At 60.4% G+C, this 26,736-nt stretch carries 21 protein-coding genes; 12 read left to right on the top strand and 9 right to left on the bottom strand.

The features are described 5' to 3' along the window. Positions 1 to 375: 375 nt before the first annotated feature. The 3 genes from LIY45_RS26510 to LIY45_RS26500 are packed head-to-tail and all read left to right on the top strand — an operon-like array spanning position 376 to position 3,006. Positions 376 to 1,815: a cytochrome ubiquinol oxidase subunit I gene (locus LIY45_RS26510; protein ID WP_226478134.1), complete on the top strand. Its 1,440-nt coding sequence runs from the start codon at positions 376 to 378 to the stop codon at positions 1,813 to 1,815. 3 nt (positions 1,816 to 1,818) lie between these two features. Continuing rightward, complete coding sequence (cydB, locus tag LIY45_RS26505) at positions 1,819 to 2,826, top strand: cytochrome d ubiquinol oxidase subunit II (RefSeq protein ID WP_008432810.1); 1,008 nt, start codon at positions 1,819 to 1,821, stop codon at positions 2,824 to 2,826. 12 nt (positions 2,827 to 2,838) lie between these two features. After that, on the top strand, positions 2,839 to 3,006 hold the full coding sequence (locus tag LIY45_RS26500; protein ID WP_017477843.1) for a DUF2474 domain-containing protein: 168 nt from the start codon (positions 2,839 to 2,841) through the stop codon (positions 3,004 to 3,006). Between the two features lie 41 nt (positions 3,007 to 3,047). Here the strand turns inward: LIY45_RS26500 and LIY45_RS26495 are convergent, their stop codons facing one another. Continuing rightward, entirely contained in the window at positions 3,048 to 4,172 is a 1,125-nt protein-coding gene (locus LIY45_RS26495) for a methyltransferase (RefSeq protein WP_226478133.1), read from the bottom strand. Between the two features lie 128 nt (positions 4,173 to 4,300). Beyond that, positions 4,301 to 5,011 carry a LuxR family transcriptional regulator gene (locus LIY45_RS26490; RefSeq protein WP_226478132.1) on the bottom strand — a complete coding sequence of 237 codons (711 nt, stop codon included), beginning with the start codon at positions 5,009 to 5,011 and terminating at the stop codon, positions 4,301 to 4,303. Positions 5,012 to 5,415: 404 nt separating this feature from the next. Here LIY45_RS26490 and LIY45_RS26485 point away from each other — a divergent pair, with 404 nt between their 5' ends. Continuing rightward, positions 5,416 to 6,192 (top strand): ferredoxin--NADP reductase, encoded by a 777-nt coding sequence (locus LIY45_RS26485; RefSeq protein ID WP_226478131.1) that lies wholly within the window; start codon positions 5,416 to 5,418, stop codon positions 6,190 to 6,192. 42 nt (positions 6,193 to 6,234) lie between these two features. On the opposite strand, the gene mscL is transcribed toward LIY45_RS26485, so the two are convergent. Next, entirely contained in the window at positions 6,235 to 6,651 is a 417-nt protein-coding gene (gene mscL / locus LIY45_RS26480; protein WP_003215816.1) for a large-conductance mechanosensitive channel protein MscL, read from the bottom strand. Between the two features lie 286 nt (positions 6,652 to 6,937). Here mscL and katB point away from each other — a divergent pair, with 286 nt between their 5' ends. Genes katB through radA form a run of 3 tightly spaced genes read left to right on the top strand, consistent with a single transcriptional unit; the run spans position 6,938 to position 10,474 of the window. Then, the gene (katB, locus tag LIY45_RS26475) at positions 6,938 to 8,479 is read left to right on the top strand and encodes a catalase KatB (RefSeq protein WP_226478130.1); all 1,542 of its coding nucleotides are present in this window, start codon (positions 6,938 to 6,940) and stop codon (positions 8,477 to 8,479) included. Positions 8,480 to 8,531: 52 nt separating this feature from the next. Next, complete coding sequence (locus LIY45_RS26470; protein WP_226478129.1) at positions 8,532 to 9,071, top strand: ankyrin repeat domain-containing protein; 540 nt, start codon at positions 8,532 to 8,534, stop codon at positions 9,069 to 9,071. 35 nt (positions 9,072 to 9,106) lie between these two features. Continuing rightward, positions 9,107 to 10,474: a DNA repair protein RadA gene (gene radA / locus LIY45_RS26465; protein ID WP_003215821.1), complete on the top strand. Its 1,368-nt coding sequence runs from the start codon at positions 9,107 to 9,109 to the stop codon at positions 10,472 to 10,474. 115 nt (positions 10,475 to 10,589) lie between these two features. On the opposite strand, the gene LIY45_RS26460 is transcribed toward radA, so the two are convergent. Next, positions 10,590 to 10,958: a PilZ domain-containing protein gene (locus LIY45_RS26460; protein ID WP_226478128.1), complete on the bottom strand. Its 369-nt coding sequence runs from the start codon at positions 10,956 to 10,958 to the stop codon at positions 10,590 to 10,592. 173 nt (positions 10,959 to 11,131) lie between these two features. Here LIY45_RS26460 and LIY45_RS26455 point away from each other — a divergent pair, with 173 nt between their 5' ends. The 3 genes from LIY45_RS26455 to yjiA all read left to right on the top strand — a co-directional run bounded on the left by LIY45_RS26455 (position 11,132) and on the right by yjiA (position 14,527). Beyond that, a complete protein-coding gene (locus tag LIY45_RS26455; RefSeq protein ID WP_017477836.1) occupies positions 11,132 to 13,198 on the top strand; it encodes a carbon starvation CstA family protein in 2,067 nt (688 codons plus the stop codon). Positions 13,199 to 13,213: 15 nt separating this feature from the next. Then, entirely contained in the window at positions 13,214 to 13,411 is a 198-nt protein-coding gene (locus LIY45_RS26450) for a YbdD/YjiX family protein (RefSeq protein WP_003176208.1), read from the top strand. Between the two features lie 156 nt (positions 13,412 to 13,567). Further along, positions 13,568 to 14,527 carry a GTPase gene (yjiA, locus tag LIY45_RS26445; RefSeq protein WP_226478127.1) on the top strand — a complete coding sequence of 320 codons (960 nt, stop codon included), beginning with the start codon at positions 13,568 to 13,570 and terminating at the stop codon, positions 14,525 to 14,527. A 183-nt stretch (positions 14,528 to 14,710) separates the two neighbouring features. Here yjiA and glyA read toward each other — a convergent pair whose 3' ends face one another. Further along, entirely contained in the window at positions 14,711 to 15,964 is a 1,254-nt protein-coding gene (glyA, locus tag LIY45_RS26440; protein WP_008432824.1) for a serine hydroxymethyltransferase, read from the bottom strand. A 241-nt stretch (positions 15,965 to 16,205) separates the two neighbouring features. Further along, entirely contained in the window at positions 16,206 to 20,057 is a 3,852-nt protein-coding gene (locus LIY45_RS26435) for a bifunctional diguanylate cyclase/phosphodiesterase (RefSeq protein ID WP_226478126.1), read from the bottom strand. 285 nt (positions 20,058 to 20,342) lie between these two features. Between LIY45_RS26435 and ettA the strand changes: the two genes are divergently transcribed. Together ettA and gdhA are read left to right on the top strand one after the other, a co-directional pair. Then, positions 20,343 to 22,007, top strand: a complete 1,665-nt coding sequence (ettA, locus tag LIY45_RS26430) for an energy-dependent translational throttle protein EttA (protein WP_026078014.1) — start codon at positions 20,343 to 20,345, stop codon at positions 22,005 to 22,007. Positions 22,008 to 22,357: 350 nt separating this feature from the next. Next, entirely contained in the window at positions 22,358 to 23,695 is a 1,338-nt protein-coding gene (gdhA, locus tag LIY45_RS26425) for an NADP-specific glutamate dehydrogenase (RefSeq protein WP_226478125.1), read from the top strand. Here the strand turns inward: gdhA and LIY45_RS26420 are convergent. From LIY45_RS26420 to LIY45_RS26410, 3 genes are all read right to left on the bottom strand, one after another. Continuing rightward, positions 23,692 to 24,189 (bottom strand): GreA/GreB family elongation factor, encoded by a 498-nt coding sequence (locus tag LIY45_RS26420; protein ID WP_226478124.1) that lies wholly within the window; start codon positions 24,187 to 24,189, stop codon positions 23,692 to 23,694. The two genes, gdhA and LIY45_RS26420, sit on opposite strands and share 4 nt — an antisense overlap. 70 nt (positions 24,190 to 24,259) lie before the next feature. Beyond that, the gene (locus LIY45_RS26415; protein WP_226478123.1) at positions 24,260 to 24,616 is read right to left on the bottom strand and encodes a hypothetical protein; all 357 of its coding nucleotides are present in this window, start codon (positions 24,614 to 24,616) and stop codon (positions 24,260 to 24,262) included. Between the two features lie 233 nt (positions 24,617 to 24,849). Further along, entirely contained in the window at positions 24,850 to 26,703 is a 1,854-nt protein-coding gene (locus tag LIY45_RS26410; protein WP_226478122.1) for a DUF4105 domain-containing protein, read from the bottom strand. Positions 26,704 to 26,736 lie beyond the last annotated feature (33 nt).

Below are 26,736 nucleotides of genomic sequence, written 5' to 3'. Positions count from 1 at the left end.
CGTTTTGCTTACTTTTGCGCTCTTCAAAAGTGAGCCGCTGTAAGAGCGGAACCCATAGCGGCCGTTACGCAGATAACGGATATACACCCAAAGCACCCCCAATCTCACCACAGACCATCTTCAGTCACCACTGAGGCAACCTGTCACGCGGCAAAAGACCACGCCTTGCTCTCGCGAAAATGGGACTACTCTTTCAGCAATGCTTGACCCAGATCAAAACCTTCGCCGGGATTGCTCTGGCGGCCGCAAGGCCAGAATCCCTGCGTGGTTGGTTATAAAAAGAAACGAATTTGAATTCGCCACACTCCATATCCGTGGGGGCAGTGGGTGCAGGCCTCCAGCCAGCATTCGGTATTACCTGACAGAGGAAGACTTATGTTCGGTTTGGAGGCGCTAGATCTCGCCCGAATTCAATTCGCGTTCACCATCTCATTCCATATCCTGTTCCCGGCCATCACCATCGGCCTGGCCAGTTACCTTGCGGTGCTGGAAGGCCTGTGGCTCAAGACCCACAACGACACCTACCGTGACCTCTACCATTTCTGGTCGAAGATCTTTGCCGTCAACTTCGGCATGGGCGTGGTCTCCGGTCTGGTCATGGCCTATCAGTTCGGCACCAACTGGAGCCGCTTCTCGGACTTCGCCGGCGCCGTCACTGGGCCGTTGCTGACCTATGAAGTGCTCACGGCGTTCTTCCTCGAAGCCGGCTTCCTTGGGGTCATGCTGTTTGGCTGGAACAAGGTCGGACGCAAGCTGCACTTCTTTGCCACGGTGATGGTGGCCGTCGGCACGCTGATCTCGACCTTCTGGATTCTCGCGTCCAACAGCTGGATGCAGACGCCACAGGGCTTTGAAATCATTGATGGCCGGGTGATTCCTACCGACTGGCTGGCTGTGATCTTCAACCCGTCGTTCCCCTATCGTCTGATGCACATGGCCACGGCAGCCTTCGTCGCGACCGCGTTCTTCGTCGGTTCTTCGGCAGCCTGGCACTTGCTGCGCGGCAAAGACAACCCGGCGATCCGCACCATGCTGTCGATGGCGATGTGGATGGCGCTGATCGTCGCGCCGATCCAGGCGGTCATCGGTGACTTCCACGGCCTGAATACCCTGAAGCATCAGCCGGCGAAGATCGCCGCGATTGAAGGCCACTGGGAAAATATCGGCAACGAGCCCACGCCGCTGATCCTGTTCGGCTGGCCGGACATGAAGGCTGAAAAAACCAGGTTCGCGGTGGAAATCCCGTACCTGGGCAGCCTGATCCTGACCCACTCCCTGGACAAGCAGGTGCCGGCCCTCAAGGAGTTCCCGCCTGAAGACCGTCCCAACTCGACCATCGTGTTCTGGTCGTTCCGGGTCATGGTGGGCCTGGGCTTCCTGATGATCTTTACCGGCCTGTTCAGCCTCTGGCTGCGCAAGGGCGACAAGATGTACACGTCCAAGCCGTTCCTGTACCTGGCGCTGTGGATGGGCCCATCCGGTCTGATCGCAATTCTCGCCGGCTGGTTCACCACCGAAATCGGCCGACAGCCGTGGGTGGTCTACGGGCTGATGCGCACGGCGGACGCCTCGTCCAACCACAGCTTTGCGCAGATGAGCATTACGTTGGTGTTGTTTGTGGTGGTGTACTTTGCGCTGTTCGGCGCGGGCCTGGGCTACATGATGCGCCTGGTGCGCAAAGGTCCGGTGATCAACGAGGGTGCAGAGGTCAGCCATGGTGGCCCCGGTCAGAAACGCACACCGGCCCGGCCATTGTCGGCCGCCGATGACAGCCATGACGCCGATCACGGCGACAGCCTGAACAAGGGGAACTGAGCCATGGGTATTGATCTTCCGCTGATCTGGGCCGTGATCATCATCTTCGGCATCATGATGTACGTGGTCATGGATGGCTTTGACCTGGGGATCGGCATTCTCTTCCCGTTTATCCCGGGCAAGACCGACCGTGACGTGATGATGAACACCGTCGCCCCCGTGTGGGACGGCAACGAAACCTGGCTGGTACTGGGCGGCGCGGCGTTGTTTGGCGCGTTCCCGCTGGCCTATTCGGTGGTGCTCTCGGCGCTGTACCTGCCACTGATGCTGATGCTGATAGGGCTGATCTTTCGCGGCGTGGCGTTTGAGTTCCGCTTCAAGGCCAAGGACGACAAGCGTCACCTGTGGGACAAGGCCTTCATCGGCGGCTCGCTGGCGGCGACGTTCTTCCAGGGCGTAGCGCTGGGGGCGTTCATTGATGGCATCCCGGTGGTCGACCGCCAGTTTGCCGGTGGTTCACTGGATTGGCTGACGCCGTTCACGATGTTCTGCGGCGTGGCCCTGATCGTGGCGTATGCGCTGTTGGGTTGCACCTGGTTGATCATGAAGACCGAAGGCAGCTTGCAGGAGAAGATGCACAACCTGGCGCGGCCCCTGGCCTTCGTGGTGCTGGCGGTGATCGGTATCGTCAGCCTCTGGACGCCGCTGGCCCATCCGGAAATCGCGTCGCGCTGGTTCACCCTGCCGAATCTGTTCTGGTTCTTGCCCGTGCCGATCCTGGTGCTGGTGACCATGTACGGACTGATTCGCGCCGTGGCCCGCAATGCGCACTACACGCCGTTCCTGCTGACGCTGGTGCTGATCTTCCTTGGCTACAGCGGCTTGGGGATCAGCCTGTGGCCGAACATCATCCCGCCATCGGTATCGATCTGGGACGCCGCCGCGCCGCCGCAAAGCCAGGGCTTCATGCTGGTGGGCACCTTGTTCATCATCCCGTTCATCCTGGGCTACACCTTCTGGAGCTACTACGTGTTCCGCGGCAAGGTCACCCACGAAGACGGCTATCACTAGGAGGATTGACTCATGTCCGGCAAACCTTCGTTGCACGACATCGAACAGGCCGAGAAAAAGCCGCTCTGGCAGCGCCTGGGCTGGCTGGCGATGATCTGGACCGGCAGCGTCCTGGCCCTGTTCGTGGTGGCCAGCCTGATGCGCCTGTTCATGAATGCCGCGGGCCTGACCACCCACTGACATCCCGTTGTAACCATTGCCCTCCTTTATGGAGGGCTTTTTTATTTGCGCGCCTTGAGGACCACGAACTTCGGCGTGGTCGCCACTTGCTCGACGCCGCGGAACAACCGCGCCAACTTGGTGTGATAACCCAAGTGACGGTTGCCGACGATGTACAGGGCGCCGCCCACTACCAAAGCTTCCCGCGCCTGCTGGAACATGCGCCAGGCGAGGAAGTCTCCCACCACTTGCTGCTGGTGGAACGGCGGGTTGCACAGCACCACATCCAGTGACTGCGCTTCCTGATCGGCCAGGCCGTCGCCGGGGCGAATCAGCACGTCACGTTCGCCCAGTGCCGCGCGCCAGTTCTCGGCCGCCGATTGCACCGCCATATAAGACTCGTCGACCAGCGTGTACTGCGCCTCGGGGTTTTGCAGCGCGCTGGCAATCGCCAGGACGCCATTACCGCAACCCAGGTCGGCTACGCGGGCGCCGCCCAGGTTTTGCGGCAGGTGCGGCAGGAAGGCCCGGGTGCCGATGTCCAGGCCTTCGCGGCAGAACACGTTGGCGTGGTTGAGCAGTTCGATGGCCGGAGTTTCCAGGCTATAGCGTGTAGGGTAGGGCGATACAGCGTGTGGCCGATCGGCCAGGGTGGCGATCAGCAGGCGGGCCTTTTTTACCGCCAGTGAGGCGTGCATCGGGCCGACATAGCGCTCCAGCAATTCGCCGGCAGCCCGTGGCAAGTGCTTGACCATCGCCCCGGCAATCACCTCGGCGCCGGGTGCCAATTGGCCTTGCAGGCGAATCAGTTGTTCTTCGAGCAGGGCCAGGGTTTTCGGCACGCGGATCAGCACGCGGTCGAAAGGCCCGGTCGGTGTTTGGCTGGCGGACAGGAACGTTACCGCGTCGAAGGCCTTGCCGTTACGTGCCAGGTTTTTTTCCAGACCCAGGGCACCGAGGAACGAGTCACCACTGGAGGTGACCTGCACATGCCCTTCGAGGCTGGCCGCCAGCGCGCCGAAACTGTCGTTGAGCACCAGTACGCGGGTCGCAGGCGTCGGCTGCTGTTCCGCCAGGTAGCTGAGCAAATACTCATCGGCTGCATCAAACGCTTGTAGCGGGTCGTTGTGCTGTTCTGGCTGACGGATCAGGTCGAGTTGGGCGAAGGGGCTGTCGAGCAGGGGCATGGCGGGGGAGACTCTGGGTAAGCGAACCATCGGGGTGAGCGGCGACGCGAGGCGCATCAGGGGCTCGCGTCATCACCCGGAACTGGCCGCAAATGTTACTTTTTTTTCCCCTGGATTACATGCGGTGTTTAAAACAACCCGCATTTCACTGCCGTGATCACTGCGGCAATCTTGTTACTGACCCCCAGTTTCTTCATCGCACTGCTGATATGGAAGCCGACCGTGCGTTCGGACAGGCACAGGATGGTGGCGATGTCCGAGGCGGTCTTGCCCATGGCCGACCATTGCAGGATTTCGGTTTCACGCGGGGTCAATTTGCTGGGCGCTTGCGGACTGGGCGTGTCTGCGTATTTTTTGGCCACCACCGCGTGCATGGCGTGGCAAATCCAGAGTACTTGTCCGGCTTTTTCATAGAGTTCTTCAGGGCCCACTGGGCCGATGGTACGCCCCAGGCTCAACATGCTGAAAACACCCTGGAAGTCATGAACCGATTGGGTCCATCCGAAATTCAATCCGTTGGACTGGGCGTGAGCCCATAAGTCCGGTACCGAGGAAAAGGTTTTCTCGTCCCATACGATCGGTAGAACCGAGCGTTTGCAATGCGAAACCACAGGGTCTAGGTCGAAGTAGTGCTCTTGCCTGTACAGCGTATTCCATTCATTTGAATAGTTGTTGAGGTTGAAAGTTTTCGTTTGGTTGTTGGGTAGATTAGAACTCAGGGTGAATGCGCAGTATTGGAAGCCAAGCTCGTAAGTCAGGTTGAGGGCCGCTTCGTACATGCTGGTTATTTCGCTTTCCCCTTCGAGTTTGGGCAGGCGGGTGTTGTGCCAGTTGACCATCGGTAACTCTCCATGTGCACGGTTTTTTACATGGGGTACTTCCAAGGCCCCCGGTTACGGCATGAAAAAATAGTGTAGGACAACGGCTACAGCTCGAAATGAAAAATTGGTTATGTTCAGTCGGACGTTAGGCCAACAACATTTGTACAACCGAACTACGGTGTACAACTTTCAAGCGTTCGATAAGATTTTTCTATTTTATTTAAGGACTTGCTATGAGTGCAGCGTGTTAAAGATCAGCTGCATTCCCTCATCTAATGGCTTGTTGGAAGACGGCTAATAGCCAAATATTTAGTACCGCCCAGCCGTTGCCCCTGTGTGCAGCAGCAATGCCAGCACAAACCATCGGTGTTTCCAGGCGGCGCTTTGAGGGACACTAGGGGCCTCTGCAAATGGAGTTTCCCATGACGGCCAGTGCTGAAAAATACACCCGCCAGACCTTGCTCGACGTGCAATCGCTGACCCCCAGCCTGTTTACCCTGCGCACTACCCGAGACCCGGGCTTTCGCTTTCGCGCCGGGCAATTCGTGCGCCTGGGGGTGACCAAGGCCGATGGCAGTATTGTGTGGCGGGCCTATTCGGTGGTGTCCTCGCCCTTTGACGAGCACCTGGATTTCTTCTCTATCGTCGTGCCGGGTGGCGAGTTCACCAGTGAGCTCAGCCGCCTGCGCGAGGGCGATACCCTGCTGGTGGAACGCCAGGCCACGGGTTTTCTGACCCTGGACCGGTTTGTGGATGGTCGCGATCTGTGGCTGTTGGGCACTGGTACCGGTATTGCGCCGTTTCTGTCGATCCTGCAGGACTTCGAGGTCTGGGAAAAATTCGAGCGGATCATCCTCGTCTATAGCGCCCGCGAAGCAAGGGAGTTGGCTTACCAGTCGTTGATCCATGAGCTGGGCGAACGAGAGTACCTGGCGGAGCACGCCCACAAGCTCACTTACCTTCCCATCGTCACCCGCGAGCAACATCCGGGCGCGCTGAATGGCCGGATTACTACGCTGATCGAGAATGGTGAACTGGAACGCGCCGCAGGTGTGGCGCTGACCCCTGAGCATTCCAGAGTGATGATTTGCGGCAACCCGCAGATGATCGACGACACGCGCCAGTTGCTGAAACAGCGTGACATGCAACTGAGCCTGACCCGCCGCCCAGGCCAGGTCGCGGTAGAAAACTACTGGTAAAACAAAGGCGCCCTGCAGGCGCCTTTACTTTAATTGCCGAGCTTACTCGGGCTTGCTGTTCTGTGCCTTGAGCAGATCGCGGATCTCCCCCAGCAGCACTTCTTCCTTGGTCGGGACCGGCGGCAGGCTAGGTGCCACGGCTTCTTCACGCTTCAGGCGATTGATGGCCTTCACGCCCATGAAGATCGCAAACGCAACGATCACAAAGTCGATCACGCTCTGGATGAACTTGCCGTACGCCAGTACGACGGCAGGCGCATCGCCCTGGGCGGCTTTAAGCGTTACGGCCAGGTCGCCGAAGTCGACTCCCCCGATCAACAGGCCGATGGGTGGCATCACCACGTCGCCTACAAAGGAGGAAACGATTTTGCCGAAGGCGGCGCCGATGATAATACCGACGGCCATGTCGACCACATTACCTTTGACCGCGAAGGCCTTGAACTCACTTAACACGCCCATAGGTTATTCCTTGTTACAGATGAGGAGGTAGAAGCCAGTGTAAGACAGTGTGGCGCGGCTTGCGCGACACAACTGCTTACAGTGTCCGTTTTTATCGACACATTAAATCGCAAATAGTTTGCAAAGTGCCATCAATCGCGCGCGGAATACCCGCTATTTCAGGGGGTTACCACACTATTTTCTTAATCGGGTTGGTACGGCTTTTCTATTTATCTTCTGACTCCCGGGTCACTAGCCTCTGGCAAGCACAACTCAATGTGCACTAAAAAAACCAGAGGATACCTCGATGAAAAACCCTATTAGCCGCGGGCCTATTTCTGCGCGACAGGTGCTGTTTGTAGTGAGCGCCAGTCTTCTTTCGCTGTCCGTACACGCCGCCAACCTCACCCGTGATAATGGTGCAGCGGTTGGTGACAATCAGAACTCGCAAACCGCCGGGGCCAATGGCCCGGTCCTGTTGCAAGACGTGCAACTGATCCAGAAACTACAGCGCTTTGATCGTGAGCGTATTCCAGAGCGTGTTGTACATGCCCGAGGCACCGGCGCCCACGGTACGTTCACCGTCACCGACAACCTCAGCGACCTGACCAAGGCCAAGGTATTTGCCGCCGGCGAAGCCACGCCGGTATTTGTGCGGTTTTCTGCGGTCGTTCACGGCAACCATTCGCCGGAAACCCTGCGTGACCCACGCGGCTTCGCCACCAAGTTCTACACCGCCGAAGGTAACTGGGACTTGGTCGGTAATAACTTCCCGACGTTCTTTATTCGCGATGCGATCAAGTTCCCGGACATGGTTCACGCCTTTAAACCAGACCCGCGCACTAACCTGGATGACGATTCCCGTCGCTTTGACTTCTTCTCCCATGTTCCGGAGTCCACTCGTACGTTGACCGAGTTGTATTCGGACTCCGGCACGCCTGCCAGTTACCGGGAAATGGACGGTAACGGTGTACACGCCTACAAGTTGATTAACGCCAAGGGCGAAGTGCACTACGTCAAGTTCCACTGGAAGAGCCTGCAAGGCATCAAGAACCTTGACCCTAAACAAGTGACTGAAGTACAGGGCCGTGACTACAGCCATATGACCAATGACTTGGTCACGCACATCAATAAGGGCGACTTCCCCAAGTGGGACCTGTATGTGCAAGTGCTGAAACCGGAAGACCTGGCCAAGTTTGATTTCGACCCACTGGACGCCACCAAGATCTGGCCAAACGTGCCTGAACGCAAAGTCGGGCAGATGGTGCTGAACCGCAACCCGGCCAACGTCTTCCAGGAAACCGAGCAAGTGGCCATGGCACCGGCCAACCTGGTGCCGGGCATCGAGCCGTCGGAAGACCGCCTGCTGCAAGGCCGGGTGTTCTCCTATGCCGATACGCAAATGTACCGCCTGGGGCCAAACGCCCTGCAACTGCCGATCAATGCACCCCGGGTGACCGTCAACAACGGTAACCAGGACGGCGCGATGAACTTCGGCAAGACCACCACCGGCGTGAACTACCAGCCAAGCCGCCTGCTGCCACGGGAAGAGCTGCAAACCGCGCGCTACAGCCAGTCGGCCCTGTCGGGCAGTACCCAGCAGGCGAAGATCCAGCGTGAGCAGAACTTCAAGCAGGCCGGCGACCTGTACCGCTCGTTCAACAAGAAAGAGCGTCAGGACTTGATCGACAACTTCGGCGGCTCCCTGGCCACCACCGATGACGAGAGCAAACACATCATCCTGTCGTTCCTCTACAAGGCGGATCCGGAGTACGGCACCGGCGTGACCAAAGTCGCCAAGGGCGACCTGGCCCGCGTCAAGGCGCTGGCTGAAAAGCTGACTGACTGATTGGCCCCGTCGGCGCCCGAGCGGGCGCCGACACCCTGGCAGGAGAAACCTCATGCGTATCTACATCGCGTTATTCACCGCCTTGCTGGCCCTCACCGCCCATGCCGAGTCGCCTGACCCGCGAGCGGTCCAGGCACAGCTACAGGACTATTACTTCGATGCCGCCCGCCGTGGCGACGTGGACATGCTCAACACCTTCATCGAATCCGGTTATTCGCTGAATACCCAGGATGAAAAAGGCTACACCGCGCTGATTCTTGCCGCCTATCACGGCGAGGGGGCCTACGTGGACCGATTGCTCGCCGCCGGTGCCGACGCCTGTGTACAGGACAAGCGCGGCAACACCGCCTTGATGGGCGCGATCTTCAAGGGTGAGCTGAAAATCGCCCAGCGCCTGCTGGCCACCGACTGCAACCCCGACCAGCGCAACGGCGCCGGACAAACGGCGGCCATGTATGCCGGGCTGTTCAAGCGTGTGGAATTGCTGGATGAGCTGAAAGCCAAGGGCGCCGATCTGAATGCCGAAGACCCGATCGGTAACAGCGCTTCACGCTTGGCCAGCGGTGAAATCCGTACCCCGGCGCCGCGCTGAGCTATCATCGCGGTTTTTCGGTTGGAGGTTCTCAAATGGCAAAGGCCAAGCGCATGTATGGCTGCACGGAGTGCGGCGCGACCTTTCCCAAGTGGGCCGGCCAGTGCACGGAATGCGGTGCGTGGAACACCCTGACCGAAACCATGATCGAAAGTGGTGGCGCCGTGGCCCCCAGCGGTCGTTCCGGCTGGACCGGGCAGCAAACCCAGATCAAGACCCTGGCGGAAGTCAGCGTCGAAGAAATTCCGCGTTTCTCCACGGCCTCCGGTGAGCTGGATCGCGTGTTGGGCGGCGGCCTGGTGGACGGCTCGGTGGTGCTGATTGGCGGTGACCCGGGGATCGGTAAATCCACGATCCTGCTGCAAACCCTGTGCAGCATCGCCAGCCGCATGCCGGCGCTGTATGTCACCGGCGAAGAATCCCAGCAGCAGGTGGCCATGCGTGCGCGCCGGTTGGGCTTGCCCCAGGATCAATTGCGGGTGATGACCGAAACCTGCATCGAAAGCATCATCGCCACCGCGCGTCTGGAAAAGCCCAAGGTGATGGTGATCGACTCGATCCAGACGATTTTCACCGAACAACTGCAATCAGCACCGGGTGGCGTGTCCCAGGTGCGGGAAAGTGCTGCGCTGCTGGTGCGCTATGCGAAACAGAGCGGCACGGCGATTTTCCTGGTAGGCCACGTGACCAAGGAAGGCGCGCTGGCCGGGCCGCGGGTGCTGGAACACATGGTCGACACCGTGCTGTATTTCGAAGGCGAGTCCGACGGGCGGTTGCGTTTGTTGCGGGCGGTGAAGAACCGTTTTGGCGCGGTCAACGAGCTCGGTGTGTTCGCCATGACTGACCGGGGCTTGAAAGAGGTCTCCAACCCGTCGGCAATTTTTCTTACCCGCGCCCAGGAAGAAGTCCCGGGCAGTGTGGTGATGGCGACGTGGGAAGGCACCCGGCCGATGCTGGTGGAAGTGCAGGCGCTGGTGGACGACAGCCACTTGGCCAACCCGCGCCGGGTCACCTTGGGCCTGGATCAGAACCGCCTGGCGATGTTGCTGGCGGTGCTGCACCGCCACGGCGGCATTCCTACCCATGACCAGGACGTGTTCCTCAACGTGGTGGGCGGGGTCAAGGTGCTGGAAACCGCGTCTGACCTGGCGTTGATGGCGGCAGTGATGTCCAGCCTGCGCAACCGCCCGTTGCCCCACGACTTGCTGGTGTTCGGCGAGGTGGGGCTGTCGGGTGAAGTGCGGCCGGTACCCAGCGGCCAGGAGCGCTTGAAGGAAGCGGCCAAGCACGGCTTCAAGCGCGCCATCGTGCCCAAGGGCAATGCGCCGAAAGAAATGCCGCCGGGGCTGCAGGTGATCGGGGTGACGCGCCTGGAGCAGGCGCTGGATGCCCTGTTCGAATAGTCGCCAGCCACACATCACCCCTGTGGGAGCCGGGCTTGCCCGCGATGGCGGTGTATCAGCTAATTGATATGCAAACTGACACACCGCCATCGCAGGCAAGCCCGCTCCCACAGGTTCAGATCTCCAGCAAGGCCGCGAATTCCCGCTCCAGCTCTGCCTGATCGCCGAGGTTCAGCTCGATTATCCGCCGCAGGTGGCTGATGGAGTCGAGGTCGATGTGCTCGCACACAAAACCGAGCTGCCCATGATCGTCATGGGTCAGCCGCACCTGCATCTTCACGTCGGTCGCGGCGTCCAGATGAATATCCACGTCGAACGACTCATAGCGATGGCCGTGCCAGTCCTGCGGCCGTTGCACCAGCAAGCCCTTGAGCGACAAATCTACCAATTGCACCGACCAGGCATGGCCGTCTTGCGTGAGCTCGGTCCTGGCATCGAAGGCGATGCGTCGGAAACGGCGTCGGTCTGAAGGCTGTTCGCTCATGGTGAAACCCTCTGTGGATAAACGAATTGTAGCCGTGCGCCATCATCGGGCAGTTTTTTCTGCTTTTTTCGCCCCGGCAAGGCTCTAGACCAACGTAGGGGGGTGGCCTTTGAGGCCAGTAGCGCTAAACTCGGGATGGCTGTCTTTCTGTCCACCCTGGCTGGAATATAAAAATGAAAAATAATAATAGCCTGCTACGCCATCTACCCTGGCTGCTGCTGGCAATCGTAGGAGCGTGCGCCCTGGGCGTAGTGGCCTTGCGCCGCGGCGAGGCGATCAACGCCTTGTGGATTGTGGTCGCAGCAGTGGCCATTTATCTGGTTGCTTACCGTTACTACAGTCTGTTCATCGCTAACCATGTGATGCAGCTCGATCCATTGCGGGCGACCCCCGCTGTGCTCAACAACGACGGTCTGGACTATGTGCCGACCAACAAACACATCCTTTTCGGTCACCACTTTGCGGCAATCGCTGGCGCAGGGCCTTTGGTCGGCCCGGTCCTGGCCGCGCAGATGGGTTACCTGCCCGGCACCTTGTGGCTGATCGCCGGCGTGGTGCTGGCGGGGGCTGTGCAGGACTTCATGGTCCTGTTCCTGTCCACCCGTCGCAACGGCCGTTCCCTGGGGGATATGGTCCGCGAAGAAATGGGCCGCGTGCCCGGGACCATTGCGCTGTTTGGCTGCTTCCTGATCATGATCATCATCCTCGCGGTGCTGGCGCTGATCGTGGTCAAGGCCCTGGCCGAAAGCCCGTGGGGCATCTTCACCGTGATGGCGACCATCCCGATCGCGATGTTCATGGGCATCTACATGCGCTACATCCGCCCGGGCCGCATCGGCGAGATCTCGATTGTCGGCGTGCTGTTGCTGCTGGGCTCGATCTGGCTGGGCGGGCAGATTGCCGCAGACCCGGTGTGGGCCAAGGCCTTCAGCTTTACCGGGATCCAGATCACCTGGATGCTGGTGGGTTATGGCTTTGTGGCCGCCGTGTTGCCGGTGTGGCTGATCCTTGCGCCACGTGACTACCTGTCTACTTTCCTGAAAATCGGCACCATCATCGCCCTGGCGATCGGCATCCTGGTGACCATGCCCGACCTGAAAATGCCCGCGCTGACCCAATTCATCGATGGCACCGGCCCGGTGTGGAAGGGCGGCCTGTTCCCGTTCCTGTTCATCACCATCGCCTGTGGCGCGGTCTCGGGTTTCCACGCACTGATCTCCTCGGGCACTACGCCCAAGTTGCTGGCCAATGAAGGGCACGCCCGTTACATCGGTTACGGCGGCATGTTGATGGAGTCGTTCGTGGCCATCATGGCGATGGTTGCCGCTTCGGTGATCGAGCCAGGCGTGTACTTCGCCATGAACAGCCCGGCCGCCATTGTCGGTGCTGACGTGGTGACCGTTGCGCAAACTGTCAGCAGCTGGGGTTTTGCAATTACCCCGGAAGCGTTGCAGGCGGTGGCCCATGACATTGGTGAGTCCACCATCCTGGCCCGTGCCGGCGGTGCGCCGACCCTGGCGGTCGGTATCGCGCAGATCCTGCACAGTGTCCTGCCGGGTGAAAACACCATGGCGTTCTGGTACCACTTTGCAATCCTGTTCGAAGCGCTGTTCATCCTGACGGCAGTCGACGCTGGTACCCGTGCCGGTCGCTTCATGCTTCAGGATCTGCTCGGCTCCTTTGTGCCGGCGCTCAAGCGTACCGAGTCCTGGACCGCCAACCTGATTGCCACCGCAGGTTGTGTGGCGATGTGGGGTTACCTGCTGTACCAAGGCGTGATCGACCCACTGGGCGGCATCAACACCTTGTGGCCGCTGTTCGGTATCTCCAACCAGATGCTGGCCGGTATCGCGCTGATGCTCGCCACGGTTGTGCTGATCAAAATGAAACGCCAGCGCTACATCTGGGTGACCATGCTGCCAGCCGTATGGCTGCTGATCTGCACCGTGACCGCAGGCTTCATCAAGCTGTTCGACGCCAATCCGGCGATCGGCTTCCTGTCCCTGGCCAAGAAGTACAGCGATGCCCTGGCCGCCGGCCAGATCCTCGCACCGGCCAAGAGCATCGACCAGATGCAACATGTGATCTGGAACGCCTACACCAACGCAACGCTGACGGCGCTGTTCCTGTTCGTGGTCTTCAGCATCCTGTTCTATGCGCTCAAGGTCGGCATCGCCGCCTGGGGTAAAAAGGAACGTACGGATAAAGAAGCGCCATTCCAGGCCATCCCGGACGCTTGATAGAGGATTGCAATCATGTTCAATGACATCAGTCGCCTCGGTAAATACCTCGGTCAGGCCGCACGCCTGATGGTCGGCATGCCCGACTACGACACTTACGTCGAGCATATGCAAACCAAACACCCGGACAAGCCGATGATGGACTACAAGGCGTTCTTCCGTGAACGCCAGGAAGCCCGTTACGGCGGCAAGGGTGGGCCCAAGTGCTGCTAGCCCGGTAAGTACGGGTTGCGGTGATCCCTTGTGGGAGCGGGCTTGCTCGCGAAGGCGGTCTTTCAGTGAGGCATGTGCTGACTGACACGCCGCCTTCGCGAGCAAGCCCGCTCCCACATTTGTTTTGTGTACCTTCAGATATAAGGAGAACTGTCTTTGTCCTCTCCCATTCCCGTCACCGTCCTCAGCGGCTTCCTCGGCGCCGGCAAGACCACCTTGTTGCGCCACCTGCTCAAGGCTGAACACGGCTTGAAAATCGCCGTGATCGAAAACGAATTCAGCGACGCCGGTATCGACACCCAACTGCTGGGCACCGAGCCGGTGCAAGTCATGACCCTGTCCAATGGCTGCGTGTGCTGCACCATCCACACCGACCTGACCAAAGCCCTGTACCTGCTGCTGGAGCGCCTGGACAGTGGTGAAATCGCCTTCGACCGCCTGGTGATCGAATGCACCGGCCTGGCTGACCCGGCCCCGGTGGCCCAGACCTTTTTCATCGATGAAGAACTGCGCGAGCGCTATATCCTCGACGGCATCATCACGTTGGTGGACGCGGCCCACGCCGAGCACCACCTGACCCAGACCATCGCCCAGGCGCAGATCGGTTTCGCCGACCGCCTGCTGGTGAGCAAGCGCGACCTGGTGGACGACGCCACCTTCGACGCCCTCAGCGAGCGCCTGACCCGTATCAACCGCCGCGCACCGATTCGCGTGGTGGAACACGGCAAGATCGACCTCGCCGAACTGCTGGATGTGCGCGGCTTCAACCTCAATGCCGGCATGAGCCTGCGCCCGGTGAGCCAGGCGCCGTCCATCGACCGGATTTCCAGCCTGGTGCTGCGCACCGACCAGCCACTGGATATCGACAAACTCAGCGAGTTCATGAACGAGCTGCTGGAAGACCACGGCAAGCAACTGCTGCGCTACAAGGGCGTGCTGAACATTGCCGGGGAAGACCGGCGCATGGTGTTCCAGGGCGTGCTGAAGCTCTACGGGTTCGATTGGGACACCGAATGGGCCGAAGGCGAGACGCGGGAGAGTGTGATTGTGTTTATTGCCGATGAATTGCCGGAAGCGAAGATTCGCGAAGGCTTTGCGCGGGTCTATCAACCCTGACGTGAAATGCGGTCAATGTGGGAGCTGGCTTGCCTGCGATAGCAGTGTGTCAGTCACCGCTGTATCAACTGGCACACCGCTATCGCAGGCAAGCCAGCTCCCACACTTAACCGTATTTCAATTTGAAATCCGGCATGAAAAAGCCCGGCTCAAAGGCCGGGTTTTTCATTCAAGCAACTGCAATCAAGCGCCGTATACCGGCAGCTTCTTGCAGATGGCCTTGACCTTCTCACGAACAGCATCAATCACTGCTTCGTTGTTCAGGTCAGCCAGGATGTCGCAGATCCAGCCAGCCAGTTCCTTGCACTCTGCTTCCTTGAAGCCACGAGTGGTCACAGCCGGGGTGCCGAAGCGCAGGCCGGAGGTGACGAACGGCGAACGTGGGTCGTTCGGTACCGAGTTCTTGTTCACGGTGATGAAGGCTTTGCCCAGCGCGGCGTCAGCGTCTTTACCGGAGATGTCTTGCTTGATCAGCGAGAGCAGGAACAGGTGGTTCTCAGTACCGCCGGACACCACGTCAAAACCACGCTCGATGAACACGCCGGCCATGGCCTTGGCGTTCTTCACCACTTGCTGCTGGTAGGTCTTGAACTCCGGCTGCAGCGCTTCCTTGAAGCAGATCGCTTTAGCGGCGATCACGTGCTCCAGCGGGCCGCCCTGGCCACCTGGGAATACGGCGGAGTTCAGCTTCTTCTCGATCTCGGCGTTGGCGCGAGCCAGGATCAGGCCGCCACGTGGACCGCGCAGGGTCTTGTGGGTGGTGGTGGTCACCACGTCAGCGAACGGAACCGGGTTCGGGTACACGCCAGCGGCAACCAGGCCAGCAACGTGGGCCATGTCGACAAACAGGTAGGCACCGACCTTGTCGGCGATTTCGCGGAAGCGTGGGAAATCCAGGATCTGCGAGTAGGCAGAGAAACCGGCCACGATCATTTTCGGCTTGTGCTCAACGGCCAGGCGCTCGACTTCGTCGTAGTCGATCAGGCCGTTGCCGTCGATGCCGTACTGAACGGCGTTGTACAGCTTGCCGGAGGAGGAAACGCTGGCGCCGTGGGTCAGGTGACCGCCGTGGGCCAGGCTCATGCCCAGGATGGTGTCGCCTGCTTGCAGCAGGGCCAGGTACACGGCGCTGTTGGCTTGGGAGCCGGCGTGCGGCTGGACGTTGGCGTAATCGGCGCCGAACAGTTCCTTGGCGCGGTCGATGGCCAGCTGCTCAACGATGTCGACGAACTCGCAACCACCGTAGTAGCGCTTGCCCGGGTAGCCTTCGGCGTACTTGTTGGTCAGAACCGAACCTTGAGCCTCCATCACGGCGGGGCTGGTGTAGTTTTCCGAAGCGATCAGCTCAATGTGCTCTTCCTGGCGCTGAGCTTCTTGCTCCATGGCGGCAAAGAGATCGGCGTCGTACTTGGCAATAGTCAAATCACGGCTGAACATGGCGGTCCTCAAGGATCGGGGGCAGAAAAGAAGCGCATTCTAACCCAATGGGTTTTAGATGGCATATGAAAGGACATCATGTCGCGGACAAGCGGGGCTCATCTGGGGATGGGTGGTGTTTGTGCGGCCCCCTTCGCGAGCAAGCCCGCTCCCACATTCAATCGGGTTCCTTCAGGGGGAATGCGGTCGAGTGTGGGAGCGGGCTTGCCCGCGATGAGGCCATCAGCATCACCTGAGGATTTCAGTCGAACATGAACAGCGCATCATTGCTGAACTGCGCCTCAAACCGGCTCGCCGGCATCGGTCGCCCAAACAGGTAGCCCTGCACCTCATCGCAACCATGCTCCCGCAGGAAGTCCAGCTGCTCATGGGTTTCCACACCCTCGGCGATCACCGCCAGGTTCAGGCTGTGGGCCATGGCAATAATCGCCCGGGCAATCTGCGCATCCTGTTCACCCGACGGCAGGCCATCGACAAAGGTGCGGTCGATCTTCAGCACGTCGATGGGGAATTGCTTGAGGTAGTTCAGCGATGAATAACCCGTGCCGAAGTCGTCTACCGCAATGCTCAGGCCGAGGTTTTTCAGGCTGGCGAGGATCTGCATCGCCTCGTTGACCTCGCGCATCAGGATACTTTCGGTCAGCTCCAGCTCCAGGCACGCCGGCGGCAGGCCCGTGTCCTTGAGGATGGTGGCGATGCGCTCGCCCAGTTGCCCGTCGGAGAACTGCCGGGCCGAGATGTTCACCGAGACCTTGGGCACCCGCACCTTGTTCTGGTGCCAGGTCTTGAGTTGGCGGCAGGCTTCACTGATTACCCAGTCGCCCACGTCCACCACCAGCCCCAACTCCTCCAGCACCGGGATGAAGTCCCCCGGCGGTACCAGCCCGCGACGGGGATGGCGCCAGCGCAGCAGGGCTTCGGCGCCGGTCAGGCGTTTGCCGTCGCCGCTGAACTGCGGCTGGTAATACAGCACGAATTCATTCTGTTCCAGGGCGTGGCGCAGGTCGCTTTCCAGCTCCAGACGTTCCAGGGCGCTGGCGTTCATGTCGGCCTGGTAGAACTGGAAGTTGTTCTTGCCGCGCTCCTTGGCGTGGTACATCGCGGTGTCGGCGTTCTTCATCAACTGGCTGAGTTCGTTGCCGTCCTGCGGGCTCAGGGCGATGCCAATACTGGCAGTGACGAAGAATTCACGGCCTTCCAGTACGAATGGCTTCACCAGGCTGGCGAGAATCTGCTCGGCCACATGAATCGCGCGGTTCAGCGCCATCTCACGGTTGACCCGCGGTTGCAGCAGCAACGTGAATTCGTCGCCACCCATGCGCGCCACGGTGTCGTCTTCGGCCACGCAACCCAGCAGGCGGGTGGCCATTTCCTTGAGCATGCGGTCGCCGGCGGCGTGGCCCAGGGAATCGTTGATCGGCTTGAAGCGGTCGAGGTCGAGGAACATCAGCACCACCCACGACTTCTGCCGTTCCGCCGACTGCAACGCGGTGTGCAGGCGGTCCTGGAACAGCGTGCGGTTGGGCAGGTGGGTCAGGGCGTCGTAGTAGGCCAGGCGGTGGATCCGCTGTTCGCTGGCCTTGCGCTCGCTGATGTCACTGAAGAAGCACACGTAGCTGGCCAGGTCGCCTTCGTCATCGAAGACGGCGGTAATCCCGACCCAGGCCGGGTAATGCTCGCCGTTGCGGCGCTTGAGCCACACTTCGCCTTCCCAGGTGCTGTGCTGGTGCAATTGCTTGAGCACGTAGCGCAGGTGAGCTTCCTGCTGTTCGTCGACGGTGAGCATGTTCGGCAACTGGTCGAGCACGTCCGCCACCGCGTAGCCGCTGACCCGGCTGAACGCCTCGTTGGCCTGCACGATATAGCCGGCCGGGTCGGTGATCAGGATCGCCGAAGTCGAGTGTTCGAATACCGTGGCCGCCATGCGCAGGTCTTTTTCCGCGCGGCGTTGCTGGCTGATATCGCGACCCACGCCGAGGATGCCTTCGAACGCGCCGTGCTCGTCCCACACCAGCACCAGGCGCAGTTCGATGGGGACCTTGCGCCCGTCGGCCCGCAGGCAGTCGAACAGGAACAGCTGGGTCTGCACGTCGTTGCGCAAGGCCGCGAGGGATTCGGGTTGGTCCAGGGCGCGGCTGACTTGCTCCACCAGGCTGTAGATGCCCGTGAGTTGCTGCGGGTTGGCGATGGTCGATTGCCAGCCGTTTTCGAAGATCCAGTCCACGTCATAGCCCAGCACCGCGTTCACCGAAGGGCTGACGTAGTTGAGGGCCAGTTTGCTGTCGGTGGAGAAGATGACGTCGCTGATGCTTTCGGCCAGCATGCGGTAGCGCTGTTCGCTGTCGCGCAGGGATTCGCTGGCCTCGATCTGGTCGGTGATGTCCTTGGCCACACCGATGATGCGCGTGACCTGGTCGGTCTTGTCCCGGGCCAGGGCCTGTTCGCGGATATCGAAGCGCCGCCATTGGTTGTTGCGGTGACGAAAGCGCAACTGGCACTGCAGTTGGCTCAGGTAGCCGGCCTGGCGCTGTTGCAGGCGCAGGTCGTGGTAACGCTCGGCGTCTTCGGGGTGCAGCAGGATTTCCCAGAAGTACTCGCCCATCTGCTGCAACTCGGGCTTGTTGTAGCCCAGGGTGTGGCCCAGATGGTGGTTGCTGAAAATCATCCGCTGGCTGATCACATCCTGCACATACAGGTGATCGGGCACGGTGCGCACCACGTCCGACCAGAAACCCTCGCGCTCCACCAGCGACAGCTCGATCAGCTTGCGGCTGGTGATGTCGCTGATGCTCAGGATCACCGCCTTGAAGTCGTCCTGTTGCTCCGGCAGGCGCATCACCAGCCACAGGTATTGGTCGTTGCCTTCAACGTCGCTGAGCTGGATTTCCAGTTCGAGCTGTTTTTGTTGGGTCAGTACCGCGTCGATCACCTGGTTACCGATGGCGGTCGGGCTCGACGGGCAGGCGTCGATCAGGCGCTCCCAGGCTTGTTCGCAGGAGGCCACGTTCAGCAGGCGCACCGCCACCTGATTGACCTCGGTGATGCGCAGCTCCTTGAGCAGTTGCTGGCGTTGCTCCGGGTTGTCTTGCAACCACTGTTGCAGTTGCTCGCAGGTTTGCAAGTGGGTCTTGTCGAAGAACGCGCGCAGGCCCGACAGGTCGAGCACGCACAGGGCCACGCCGGTGCCTTCGAAAATATCCTGGTAGCGCCGGCGCCCCTCGTGCACCTGGCGCTGGCGGCGGCGCATGTTCAGCAGCACGATGACCGGGATCAGCGAGAAGGCCAGGCCCAGCAGGCATTTGCCGATAAACGCTGGCAGCAGTTGTTCCAGCACGGCGGCGCGGTCGAACAGGCCGCGCAGTTGCCAGTCGCTTTTGCTCAGGGGCGTGACCAGTACACTTTTGTTCAGTTCGTCCGGGGTCAATGCCGAGGCCCATTGGGCCGGCATGCCGCTGTCACGGCTGACCACGCGGTGGTTGAGGCGGTTTTCGATGACCCACATCGGGCGCTGGCCCTGGCTGTCCTGGCGGGTCAGGTTGGCCAGGTAATTGGGCGCCAGGCGCAAGGCCCAGTACATCTTGGTGCCGCCGCTGGGCTGATGCAGCAGCAGGTAGATGACGGTGCCGTCGTTGTTGTTGCTCAGGTAGTAGGACTGGGCGTGGCTGCGTTTGACCAGCTCTTCGAGCCAGGCGCTGTCCTGGCTGTCGCCGGCGCTGTCACTGATCATCGCGCCGCTGGGGGCGAGCAGGGCGACGCTGCGCAACTCCGGCAGGGAGCGTTGCAGGGTGCGCATCAGGATTTGTTGCTGTTCGGTGTCCCGCGGCGGCTCGACCATTGGCAGCAGGTTCAGTGCGATCTGCGCACTGAGGGCCATGTTCAGGCTGATCTGTTCGGCCAGGTCGGCGCTGTAGTTGATGGTGTATTGCTGCTGGTTTTTCTGGTTTTGCTGCAGTTGGTCCAGCAGTTGCCAGAACAATAACGCGAGCAGCAGCAGGACCAGCGTCGCCAATGCGCCCTTCAGGGTTCCGTGCAGGGGCGCTCCCGGCGCTATATGAGCGGCGCGCAGGGGAGTTGGCGGCGTTACGTTGGACAAACTGTGATCCTGCGGTTTGGCTGGACTGGCGCGCGACGTGCACTATAAGCCGGACGCCCGGAGGGCGGCTAGCATGCCTTGTGTTGTGGCAAAGTGCCAGCCCCGCCTGGCTGGACTGCCCACTCGCATTCAGGTAGCTTTGCCGGTTACGCGAGGGCGTTCCAGCCCCAGACAATCAGGCATCTACCGCACGCAGGCATTGATAGACATCAACGGCCCGCGCGGCGCATGGCCTGGCACGGGTTTCGCCCGCATAATTCATCAGTCACTGACGCTAGGTTCACCATGGCTCAATACGTCTTCACCATGCATCGGCTGGGAAAAGTTGTTCCGCCGAAGCGGGAAATCCTGAAAAACATTTCTCTGTCGTTCTTCCCGGGCGCCAAGATCGGCGTGCTCGGCCTCAACGGTTCGGGTAAATCCACCCTGTTGAAAATCATGGCCGGCGTCGACACCGAGTTCGACGGCGAAGCCCGCCCGATGCCCGACCTGAACATCGGCTACCTGCCACAAGAGCCGATCCTGGACCCGACCAAGACCGTGCGTGAAGTGGTCGAGGAAGCGGTCAGTGTGATCAAGAACGCCCAGGCCCGCCTGGACGAGGTCTACGCGGCCTACGCTGAAGAAGATGCCGATTTCGACAAACTGGCGGCAGAACAGGCCAAGCTCGAAGCCATCCTGCAAGCCGCCGACGGTCACAACCTGGACCGCCAGTTGGAAGTCGCCGCCGACGCGCTGCGCCTGCCGGCGTGGGACGCCAAGGTTGAACACCTGTCCGGTGGTGAGAAGCGTCGTGTGGCCCTGTGCCGCCTGCTGCTGTCGGCCCCCGACATGCTGCTGCTCGACGAACCGACCAACCACCTGGACGCCGATTCCGTCGCCTGGCTGGAGCATTTCCTCCACGATTTCCCGGGCACCGTGGTTGCGATCACGCACGACCGGTACTTCCTGGACAACGTTGCCGGCTGGATCCTCGAGCTCGACCGTGGTGCCGGTATCCCTTACGAGGGCAACTACTCCGGTTGGCTGGAAGCCAAGTCCGACCGTCTGGCGGCCGAATCCAAGCAACAGTCGGCCCATGAAAAGGCCATGAAAGACGAGCTGGAATGGGTGCGTAAAGGCGCCAAGGCACGTCAGTCGAAATCCAAGGCCCGTCTGGCGCGTTTCGAAGAAATGCAGTCCCAGGAATTCCAGAAGCGTTCCGAGACCAACGAGATCTACATCCCGGCCGGTCCGCGCCTGGGTGACAAGGTCATCGAGTTCAAGAACGTCTGCAAGGGCTACGGCGATCGCGTGTTGATCGACAACCTGTCGTTCTCCATGCCTAAAGGCGCCATCGTTGGCGTGATCGGCGGTAACGGTGCGGGTAAATCCACCCTGTTCCGCATGCTGATGGGCAAGGAACAACCGGACTCGGGCACCATCGAAGTCGGCGAAACCGTGCAACTGGCCTGTGTGGACCAGAGCCGCGAAGACCTCGACGGCAGCAAGACGGTGTTCCAGCAGATTTCCGACGGTTCCGATCAGATCCGTATCGGCAACTACGAAATCCCGTCACGCACCTATGTGGGCCGCTTCAACTTCAAGGGCGGCGACCAGCAGAAGTTCGTCAAGGACCTGTCCGGTGGTGAGCGCGGTCGCTTGCACCTGGCCCTGACCCTGAAAGAAGGCGGCAACGTATTGCTGCTCGACGAACCGTCAAACGACCTCGACGTTGAAACCCTGCGTTCCCTGGAAGAAGCCCTGCTGGACTTCCCGGGCGCCGCCATTGTGATCTCTCACGATCGGTGGTTCCTTGACCGCGTGGCCACGCACATCCTGGCGTACGAAGACGACTCGCAAGCGGTGTTCTTCGAAGGCAACTACACCGAATACGAAGCCGATCGCAAGAAACGCCTCGGCGAAGCTGCTGCCCAGCCGCATCGTGTACGGCACAAAAAACTGGCCTGATTCGGGTTGGTGGTTTGAAAAAGCGGAGCCTTCGGGTTCCGCTTTTTTTTGCGTATTTTCAGGGGGGCCGCGTCGTCTGCATCGCAGGCACGCCAGCTCCCACATTCGACCGCGTTGTCTTGAATGTACGCGGCCAGATGTGGGAGCTGGCTTGCCTGCGATAGCGGTTGATTTGTTGGTGCAAAACCTGGATTGAAATCCTCATTAAGGTGCACAAAAACGCCTTTATTTATATCTAATGCACCATTTAAATTCACAAAAGCGACATTTTGCCCTGTCGCGGTGCGACATGAATTGATAAAGTCCGGGACAAATCTCCTTTAACGACAATAAATTTGCCGAGACTTTTCATGATCGAATCCGTTGAATCCTTCCTTGCCCGCCTCAAGAAACGCGATCCCGACCAGCCGGAATTCCACCAGGCCGTGGAAGAAGTCCTGCGCAGCTTGTGGCCGTTTCTTGAAGCCAATCCCCATTACCTGACCTCGGGCATCCTGGAGCGCATCTGCGAGCCGGAGCGTGCGATTGTGTTCCGGGTGTCGTGGGAAGATGACCAGGGCAAGGTACGGGTCAACCGCGGGTTCCGGATCCAGATGAACAGCGCCATCGGCCCGTATAAGGGCGGCTTGCGTTTCCACCCCTCGGTGAACCTGGGCGTGCTGAAATTCCTCGCTTTTGAACAGACCTTCAAGAACTCCCTGACCTCACTGCCCATGGGCGGCGGCAAGGGCGGTTCGGACTTCGATCCCAAGGGCAAGAGCGACGCCGAGGTGATGCGCTTTTGCCAGGCGTTCATGAGCGAGTTGTATCGCCACATCGGTTCGGACGTGGACGTGCCCGCCGGTGATATCGGCGTGGGCGCCCGGGAGATCGGCTTCCTGTTCGGCCAGTACAAGCGCCTGAGCAACCAGTTCACCTCGGTGCTGACCGGCAAGGGCATGAGCTACGGCGGCAGCCTGATCCGCCCGGAAGCCACCGGTTTTGGCTGCGTCTACTTCGCTGAAGAGATGCTCAAGCGCAACGGCCAGCGTGTCGAAGGCAAGCGCGTGGCAATCTCCGGTTCCGGCAACGTCGCCCAGTACGCGGCACGCAAGGTCATGGACCTGGGCGGCAAGGTGATTTCCCTGTCCGACTCCGAAGGCACCCTCTACTGCGAAAGCGGTCTGACCGAAGAGCAATGGTCGGCGCTGCTGGAGCTGAAAAACGTGCAGCGCGGGCGCATCAGCGAACTGGCTGCACGTTTCGGCCTGGAATTCCGTGCCGGCAAAGCACCGTGGGAACTGGCCTGCGACATCGCACTGCCCTGCGCTACCCAGAATGAACTGGACGCCGAAGCGGCGCGCACCCTGTTGCGCAATGGCTGCGTGTGCGTGGCCGAAGGCGCCAACATGCCCACCACCCTGGAGGCTGTGGATATCTTTATCGACGCCGGCATCCTGTTCGCGCCGGGCAAGGCGTCCAATGCCGGCGGCGTGGCGGTGAGCGGGCTGGAGATGTCGCAGAACGCCATGCGCCTGCTGTGGACCGCTGGCGAAGTAGACAGCAAGCTGCACAACATCATGCAGTCGATCCACCATGCCTGCGTGCATTACGGCGAAGAAAACGGTCGGGTCAACTACGTGAAGGGCGCCAACATCGCAGGCTTCGTGAAAGTCGCGGACGCGATGCTCGCCCAAGGCATCGTTTAAGCCTCGGGCTCGATGCGCAGGATCTCGATCAACTGATCACCGACGGGGCGCTTCCACAGCACCTCGTCACCTACCTGCGCGCCCAACAGCGCCCGACCCAAGGGCGAGCCCCAGTTGATCAGGCCCACCGTGGCATCGGCCTGGTCTTCACCCACCAGTTGAATGCGCTGCTCTTCGTCCTGTTCATTGGCGAAAGTCACCCAACTGCCGATCATCACCTTCTCGGTGGACGTCGCTGGCGCCACCACCTGTGCGCTTTGCAGGCGCTGGTTGAAGTAACGCAAATCCCGCTCAAGGTCGGCCTGGCGCTGTTTATCGGCCTGCTCGCCCTTGGCGGACTCTGCGCTGTGCTCGCTTTGTAACTGCGCCACTTTGGCCTGCAACTGCGCAAGCCCACGGGCAGTGAGGTGATTGGGCTGCTCGCTGACCTGGCGTTCCACTGGTTGGCTGGCCTGGGCAGCGGCGCTGTCTTCGTTGACGAAAGCTCGACTCATGGCGTTCTCCTGCTATGGAGGTTGGGCCATGGTTGCAGGGGTTAAGTTTCGCTGGATGTCTGAAAGCGACCTATTGCGAGCGATAGGCCCGTGCGGCGTCGCGGTCCTTTTCCTGCTGCCAGGCGCGCTCGCGGTCGTCCCAGTGGCGGCTTTTGTAGTCGTTGAGGTCTTCGTTTTCGCGCATGGCCTTGCACTGGCGGAAGCCATCATCCCAGCCTTCGGCATAGATACGGTCTTTCAGGTAGCGGGGGACGTTCTTGCGGAATTCCCCTGTGATCACCCCGGCGGCCTGGCGGCCGCTGCTGCAACCGTCGTCGTAGCCGTCGGCGAAGGCGGGTGGGTAACCCTTGGCCAGCAAATCTTCATGGGTTGATTGGCAACCCGATAACAAGGCCAACAGGCCCAGCGTTACTGCGTACCGCCACATCGCTCGCTCCCTGGCCGTTGAACGGCTGATGGGGGAAGTTTAGAAGGCGATTCGTTGGGGGGATGTGAAAGGGCTGTGATTAATCTGTTGGCACTCCTTCTTCTGAAGCAGCGCTGAAAAAATGTGGGAGCTGGCTTGCCTGCGATCGCATCAACTCGGTGTAACTGATACACCGAGGTGTCTGCATCGCAGGCAAGCCAGCTCCCACATTTGAACGATCTACGGCTCAGTGGTTAGTAGTGATACCACTTCACCTCTAGCATCACTTCATTCACTGGTGTCGCCAAGTGGCTGTATTCCCGTTGGGCACTCAGTCTCAGCCCCAGGTTGCGCGACAATTCCCACTGTTGATTCAGGCTGATACTGCGCCGCACTTCGCCGTTGGTGAAGAAATCTCCCTTGGCTTCCAGGCTCAGGTTGCCCAGCGGGTTTCGCCACAGCACGCCAGTGTTGAAGCCAGCCGCCGGGGAGATGGCCTCACCGAAGTCGCTGTTGTGTTCCACGCGCACGGTGCCAAGGGCGAAGCCGAGCATGTCGTCGCGCAGTTGCCAGGTGCCGCCGGCGCCGCCATTGACGTGGCTGACCAGGGTCTCGTCGTCATGCTTGCCCGGTACGCGCTCCAGGCCGCCGGTGACTTGCCATGACCAGGGTTGCAGCAGTTCGTTGCGCGGGGTCAGTGAGCGAATGGTCGCCAGGTCCAGTTGCTGTAACTGCCAGTGGTTGCCTTCGTACTGGCGCAGTTTCATTTGCAGGATTTCGATCTGCGCGCCCAAGGGGAAGCCTTCAGCGTTGTCATTCAGGTCGTGGTAGGCCATGCGCAGGCCGTATTCGCCGAAGGCCTTGTCGCCCCGGGTGCCGATACCGGCTTGCCAGGTGCGGGATTCGTGGCCGTCTTCGGGCAGGCCGGGGCGTTCGATCTTCAGGTCCGGTGGCGGGTTCTGGTTGATTGCCCGCAGCAGTTCGAAGCTGCGCTGAGAGCGTTCGGTGTCGCGCTCCAGCCCGTTGGCGCGGTAGCGGCCGAGGCGGTAGGCGGCGTCGATGATCAAGGCCTGGCGGTCTTTGGCGATGGCCTTGAAGGCCGGGTCTTGCAGGTGTTTCTGGTCGTCGCTGATCTTCAGCACCCATTGCTGCTCGTCACTGTCCAGTGGCTTGGCGCGTTCCAGCAGTTCCCGTTCACGGGACGGGCGATAGTCGATTTTTTCCACCAGGCCGGCTTCTTTCACGGCTTTTACCGTGTCGGTAGGAATGGCGGTCAGCGGGAATTGCTCGGTCAGCCGCAGGCTTGGACGGGCTACTTGCAGCAGTTCCAGCAGGCGATAAGAGCAGTTTTCGTCGAAGAAGAAGTAGTCGAACTGGATCTGCTTGAGTTCCCACACGTGCTCGACCATGCGCTCGGTCTCGACCTGGGTCAGGTTCAGGCGGTATTCCCACAGGTCGCGGTTCTCCAGGCTACGGTATTCCGAGAGCTTTTCCTGATAAGGCACCAGCGCGAACAGGCCGGGATAGCCGCCCATCAGGCCCTTCCAGGCGTAGAGGATGCTGTTGTCCGAGCCCTCGATGTAGGCGCCAAAGTTGATCGCGTAGCTGAGCAGGGCGGTGTTGTTGCTCTGCACGTCAGCCTGGTCGATACGCAGCAGGGTATGGCCAAACATCGACGACGGGCTGTTGAGGTAGGCCGCCGGGAAGATCATCACCGCGCTGTGGGGGGCGACGTCCTTGAACCATTGCTTGAACTCCTTGCAGTCCAGCGCCGGCAAGTCCGTCAGGTGCAACTGGTCCTTGAGCCAACGGGTACGTGCCGGGTAGACGCATTGGGCGTGCTTTTCGCCGAGGCTGGCCGGGGCATACAGCGCCTCTACCGTGGCCTTCAGCTCCTGGTCCGGATGGTGGGCGCCATCGGGGGCGAGGAAGAATTTCTTGTCGCTGACATAACTGCGCCAGCCTTTGAACTTGCCGGACTCGTAATGCCCCAGCGAAAGCCAGAACGGGTCGTTGGCCAGCTGCTGCAAACGTTGATCATCAAGGTGCGGCGCCGCATATAGCGGGGCGCAGGCGAAGAGTGCCAGGTAGGCAAGGCGTTTGAGCATGTGGGCAACTTAAGTCGAGATAAAAAGACCCAA

Origin of the sequence: Pseudomonas sp. MWU16-30323, assembly GCF_020515595.1 — a bacterium.
Taxonomy (GTDB): Bacteria; Pseudomonadota; Gammaproteobacteria; order Pseudomonadales; family Pseudomonadaceae; genus Aquipseudomonas; species Aquipseudomonas yamanorum.
This window is presented reverse-complemented; position numbering and strand designations above follow the sequence as displayed.